Annotated in this window: 2 protein-coding genes; both read left to right on the top strand. The window is 73.4% G+C overall.

Annotated features, from left to right (window positions below):
• The coding region (locus ACWDRW_RS40100) for a non-ribosomal peptide synthetase (protein WP_451733478.1) at positions 1-2,201 on the top strand (2,201 nt) is incomplete at its 5' end.
• On the top strand, positions 2,198-6,192 hold a 3,995-nt coding region (locus ACWDRW_RS40105; RefSeq protein ID WP_451733481.1), incomplete at its 3' end, for an amino acid adenylation domain-containing protein. The genes ACWDRW_RS40100 and ACWDRW_RS40105, both read left to right, overlap by 4 nt.

Genomic DNA, 6,192 nt, shown 5'->3' on the forward strand with positions numbered 1-6,192 from the left:
CCTGGGCTCACCAGGACCTGCCCTTCGACCGGCTCGTGGAGGCCCTGAACCCCGAGCGGTCCGCCGCCCGCCACCCCCTCTTCCAGGTCATGCTCTCGGTCACCGACGCGGCCAACCCCGTACCCGAACTGCCCGGCCTGCGCGGCGAGTCGGAGTTCACCGCCCTCGACATCGCCAAGTTCGACCTCACCTTCACCTTCCACGAGCACCGCGCACCCGACGGCGGTCCGGCCGGACTGGGCATCACCGTCGAGTACGCCACCGACCTGTACGACCAGGCCACGGTGTCGGCCGTCACCGCACGCCTGGTCAGGCTGCTGCGGGCCGCGGCCGACACCCCCGACGTCCCCATCGGAGCCCTCGACGTCCTGGCCGACGACGAACGCGCCCACCTGCTCGACACCTGGCACGGCACCCAGCGCGACCTTCCCCCCGCCTCGCTGCCGGAGCTGTTCGCCGAGCAGGCCGCCCGCACACCGGACGCCGTCGCCGTCTCGCGCGGCGAACGACGGCTGACATACGCGGAGTTGGACCGCCAGGCCAACCGCCTGGCACATCGGCTGATCGCCGAGGGCGTCCGGCCCGGCTCGCGGGTCGTCCTCTTCCAGGAGCGCTCAGTCGAGGCGGTCGTGGCGATCCTCGCGGTGGTCAAGGCCGGCGCGGTGTACGTGCCGCTGGACACCCGCTACCCGAAGGACCGCGTCGACCTCGTCGTGCGAATGTCCGGCGCGACCGTGTTCCTGACCGACCGCGACCTCGAACTGCCGCAGGGCGCCCGTGCGTTGACCGTGACCGAGGACGCGCACCTCTCCTTGCCCGACACCGCGCCAGAGGTGACCGTCCACCCCGACCAGCTCGCCTACGTGATGTTCACGTCCGGCTCCACCGGAGTGCCGAAGGGCGTCGCCGTCACCCACCGCAACGTCACCGAGCTGGCCGCCGACCATCGCTTCACCACCCCCGCCCACCGCCGCGTCCTGCTGCACTCGCCGCTCGCCTTCGACGCGACGACGTACGAGCTGTGGGTGCCCCTGCTGTCCGGCGGAACCCTCGTCGTGGCCCCGCCCGGCCTGTTGGACACGGCCGCGCTGTCCGCGGTGCTCGCCGCGGAGTCCATCACCGGGCTGTGGCTGACGGTCGGCTTCTTCCGGCTGGTCGCCGAGGAGGATCCGGGTGCCTTCGCCGGACTGCGCGAGGTCTGGACCGGCGGTGACGTGGTTCCGCCGGAGGCCGTACGACGGGTCATGGACGCCTGCCCGGACCTGACCGTCTTCAACGCCTACGGTCCGACCGAGACGACCACGTTCGCCACCTCCCACCTCCTGCACCGCCCCTTCGCCTACCCGGGCGCCCTGCCCATCGGCCGCCCCCTGGACAACACCCGCCTCTACGTCCTCGACGAGCACCTCGCCCTGGTCGCCCCCGGCACCCCCGGCGAGCTGTACATCGCCGGAACCGGGCTCGCCCAGGGCTACCTGGACCGGCCGGCGCTCACGGCCGAACGGTTCGTCGCCGACCCGTACGGCACCCCCGGCACGCGCATGTACCGGACGGGGGACCTGGTGCGCTGGTCGCGGGACGGCGAGATCGAGTACCTCGGCCGCGCCGACCAGCAGGTGAAGCTGCGCGGCTTCCGGATCGAGCTCGGCGAGATCGAATCGGCCCTGGCGGCCCGCCCCTCGGTCGCGCAGGCGGCGGTCGTCGTCCGCGAGGACCGGCCCGGCGACAAACGGCTCGTGGCCTACGTCGTCGGCGCGGACGCCGACCTCGCCGCCCTGCGCCGCCACGCGGAGCAGACCCTGCCCGACTACATGGTCCCCTCCGCCTTCGTCGCCCTCGACACCCTGCCGCTGACCGTGAACGGCAAGATCGACCGGCGCGCCCTGCCGGCCCCGGACCTGAGCGCCGACAGCGCGGGCCGGACCCCGCGCAACCCGCGCGAGGAAGTCCTGTGCGGACTGTTCGCCGAAGTCCTCGGACTGCCCTCCGTCTCCGTCGACGACGACTTCTTCCGCCTCGGCGGGCACTCCCTGCTCGCCACCCGGCTGGTCAGCCGGATCCGGACCGTCCTCGGGGCCGAACTGCCGGTCCCCGCCCTCTTCGAGAACCCGAACGTGGCCAGGCTGGCCGAGCGGCTCGACCGCGCCGAGAACGCGCGCCCCAAGCTGCGGCCGATGCGCCGGATGGGAGCCTCCCAGTGACCCCCTTGTCGTACGCCCAGCAGCGCCTGTGGTTCCTCGCCCAGCTGGAGGGCCCCTCAGCCACTTACAACGTCCCGCTCGCCGTACGGCTCACCGGCCCTCTCGACGCCGACGCGCTGCACCTCGCCCTGGGCGACGTCGTCGCCCGGCACGAGAGTCTGCGCACCCTGTTCCCCGAGCGCGACGGCACCCCGTACCAGCACATCCTGCCCGTCGAACAGGCCCGGGTCGCGCTGCCCGTCGTCCCGGCGGACGAGAACGGCCTCGCGGACATCCTCGACGAGGGGGCGGCGCACGTCTTCGACCTCGCCCGCGAACTGCCCGTGCGGGCACGGCTGATCCGGCTCGCCGAGGACGAGCACGTCCTGCTGGTCGTCATGCACCACATCGCCTCCGACGGCTGGTCCATCGCCCCCCTGCTGCGCGACCTCGCCCACGCCTACCGGGCCCGCACGGCGGGACGGGCGCCCGATCAGGAGCCGTTGGAGATCCAGTACGCCGACTACACCCTCTGGCAGCGCGAGCTGCTCGGCGAGCCCGACGCCGAGGACAGCGTGATGAACCGGCAACTGGCTCACTGGAAGGACCGGTTGGCCGGACTGCCGGAAGAGGCCACCCTGCCCGCCGACCGGCCGCGCCCGGCCGTCGCCTCCTACCGCGGTGACACCGTCACCGCCCACTGCCCGCCCGGGACCCACGCCGCACTCGTCGACCTCGCCCAGCAGAGCGGCGCCACCCTCTTCATGGCCGCGCAGGCCGCCCTCGCCACCGCGCTCGCCGCCTCCGGCGCGGGCGCCGACATCCCGATCGGCTCCCCGGTCGCGGGCCGCTCCGACGAGGCCCTCGACGACCTCGTGGGCTTCTTCGTCAACACCCTCGTCCTGCGCACCGACGTCTCCGGCGACCCGAGCTTCCGGGACCTGCTGGAGCGGGCGCGCACCACCGACCTCGCCGCCTGGGCCCACCAGGACCTGCCCTTCGACCGGCTCGTCGAGGTGCTCAACCCCGAGCGCAGCGGCGCCCGTCATCCCCTGTTCCAGGTCATGCTGACCCTGGTCCGGGCCGGGTCCACCGAGGCCCCCGACTTCCCCGGGCTGCGTGCGCGAGCGGAGTACTCGGCCACCCGCACCGCCAAGTTCGACCTCACCGTCGGCTTCGACGAGCACCTCGACGCCGTCGGCCGCCCCGCCGGGCTCGACATCACCGCCGAGTACGCCACCGACCTCTACGACCCCGATACCGTCGAGGCCCTGCTCGCCCGGCTCCTGCGGCTGATCGACGAGGCCGTCGCCCACCCCGACACCCCGCTGTCCGGCCTCGACCTGCTCGACCCGGCCGAGCGCACCCTGCTCCTGGACACTTGGGCCGGCGCGGAAACCCGCGTCCCGGACGCCTCCCTCGCCGAGATGTTCGCCGACCGTGCCGCCCGCACCCCCGACGCGGTCGCGCTCAGCCACGCCGGAAGCACCTGGACGTACGCCGAAGTCGACGCCGTCTCCAGCAGGTTCGCGCACCGGCTCGTCGCCGAGGGCGTCGGCCCCGAGACCGTCGTCGCCGTCCTCATGGAACGCTCCGCCGACCTCGTCCTCGCCCTGCTCGCCATCGTCAAGGCGGGCGGTGTGTACGCACCCCTCAACCCCGTCGACCCGGCCTCCCGGCTCACCCGCATCCTCGCCGACACCGCGGCGCCGCTGCTACTGGTGGACCCGGCGCTCGCCGACCACGAGATCGTGGCCGAGTCGGGAATCCCCGTCCTGCCGGTGGACGACCTGACCGGAGACGTGGGTACCGACCCGTGCCCGGCGCCGGAGGTGGCCATCCACCCCGACCAGTGGCTCTACGTCATGTTCACCTCGGGCTCGACCGGCGTGCCCAAGGGCGTCTCCATCACCCACCGCAACGTCGCCGAACTCGCCCTCGACCGCGGCTTCACCCGCCCCGCGCACCGGCGCGTCCTCTTCCACTCCCCGCACACCTTCGACGCCTCCACCTTCGAACTGTGGGTGCCCTGGCTGACCGGCGGGACGGTGTCCGTGGCCCCGGCGGGCGTCCTCGACACGGCAGCCCTGGCCGCCGTACTCGAGGCGGAGGCCGTCACCGGGCTGTGGCTGACCGCGGGCCTGTTCCGGCTGGTCGCCGAAGAGGACCCCGCCGTGTTCGCGGGCCTCGGCGAGGTGTGGACCGGCGGTGACGTGGTCCCGCCCGAGGCGGTACGGCGGGTCATGGACGCCTGCCCCGGCCTCCAGGTCGTCAACGGCTACGGCCCCACCGAGACGACCACCTTCGCCACCTCCCACCCGGTGCGGCGCCCCTTCGACTACCCGGCCTCACTGCCCATCGGCCGAGCCCTCGACAACACCCGCCTCCACGTCCTCGACGAGCACCTGGGCCTGGCCCCACCCGGAGTCCCCGGCGAGCTGTACGTCGCGGGCGCCGGACTGGCCCGCGGCTACCTGCGCCGCCCCGGGCAGACCGCCGAGCGGTTCGTGGCCGACCCCTACGGCCCAGCGGGCGCGCGGATGTACCGCACGGGCGACCTGGTGCGCTGGTCGCGGGACGGCGAGATCGAGTACCTGGGCCGCGCCGACCAGCAGGTGAAGCTGCGCGGCTTCCGGATCGAGCCCGGCGAGATCGAGTCGGCCCTGGTGGCATGTGAGGCGGTGGCGCAGGCCGCGGTCGTCGTCCGTGAGGACCGCCCCGGCGACAAACGCCTCGTGGCCTACGTCGTCGGCGCGGACATCGACACCGCCGCCCTGCGCGGCCACGCCGCCGAGGCGCTGCCCGACTACATGGTCCCCGCCGCCTTCGTCGTCCTGGACGCCCTGCCGCTGACCGTGAACGGGAAGGTCGACCGGCGGGCGCTGCCGGCGCCCGACCTCAGCGCCGACAGCGTGGGCCGCGCGGCCCGGGGCCCCGCCGAGGAGGTCCTGTGCGGACTCTTCGCGGACGTCCTCGGCCGGCCCTCCGTCACCATCGACGACCACTTCCTGCGTCTCGGCGGACACTCCCTGCTCGCCACCCGGCTGGTCAGCCGGATCCGCACCGCTTTCGGCGTCCGGATCACCGTCCGCGACATGTTCCAGCACCCCACCGTGGCGCAACTCGCCGAGCTGATCGCGGTGAGCGGCGGCGCGGAGGAGCGTCCGGCGCTGGTGGCGGTGGAACGGCCGGAGCGGCTGCCGCTGTCCCCGGCGCAACAACGGCTCTGGTTCCTTGACCAGTTGGAGGGCCCCTCACCGACGTACAACATCCCCTTGGCCGTCCACCTCGCGGGGGCGCTCGACACCGAGGCACTGCGCCACGCGCTCCGTGACGTCGTCGTACGGCATGAGGCGCTGCGCACGGTCTTCCAGGTCGCGGAGGGGGAGGCGTACCAACTCGTCCGGCCGGCCGAGGAGATCGACATACCGCTGCCGGTGCGGGCGTCGACCGAGGAGAACCTCGCCGCAGCGCTCGCGGAGGAGTGCGCCAGGGTCTTCGACCTGTCGGCACAACTGCCCATGCGTGCGACCCTCCTGCGGCTGTCGAGGGAGGAGCACGTCCTGGTCGTGGTCACGCACCACATCGCCTCCGACGGCTGGTCCAACGCGCCCTTCTTCGCCGACCTGGCCCGCGCCTACGCGGCCCGCACCGAGGGCGCGGCACCCGACTGGGCGCCCCTGCCGGTGCAGTACGCCGACTACACGCTCTGGCAGCATCGCCTGCTCGCGGACGAGCAACACGGCGCGAACTCCCAATTCGACTACTGGCGGTCGGCTTTGGCCGACCTCCCCGAGGAGGTCACGCTGCCGGCGGACCGGCCGCGGCCCGCCGTCGCCTCGTACCAGGGCGCCACCTTCACCGTGTCCTGCCCGGCCGCCACTCACCAAGCGGTGACCGGGCTGGCGCGCGAGACAGGAACCACCCTGTTCATGGTCGCCCAGGCCGCGGTCGCCACGGTCCTGGCGAGGTGCGGTGCCGGAACGGATGTCCCGATCGGTTCGCCGGTCGC

It is taken from the genome of Streptomyces sp. NPDC003635, from assembly GCF_053587635.1.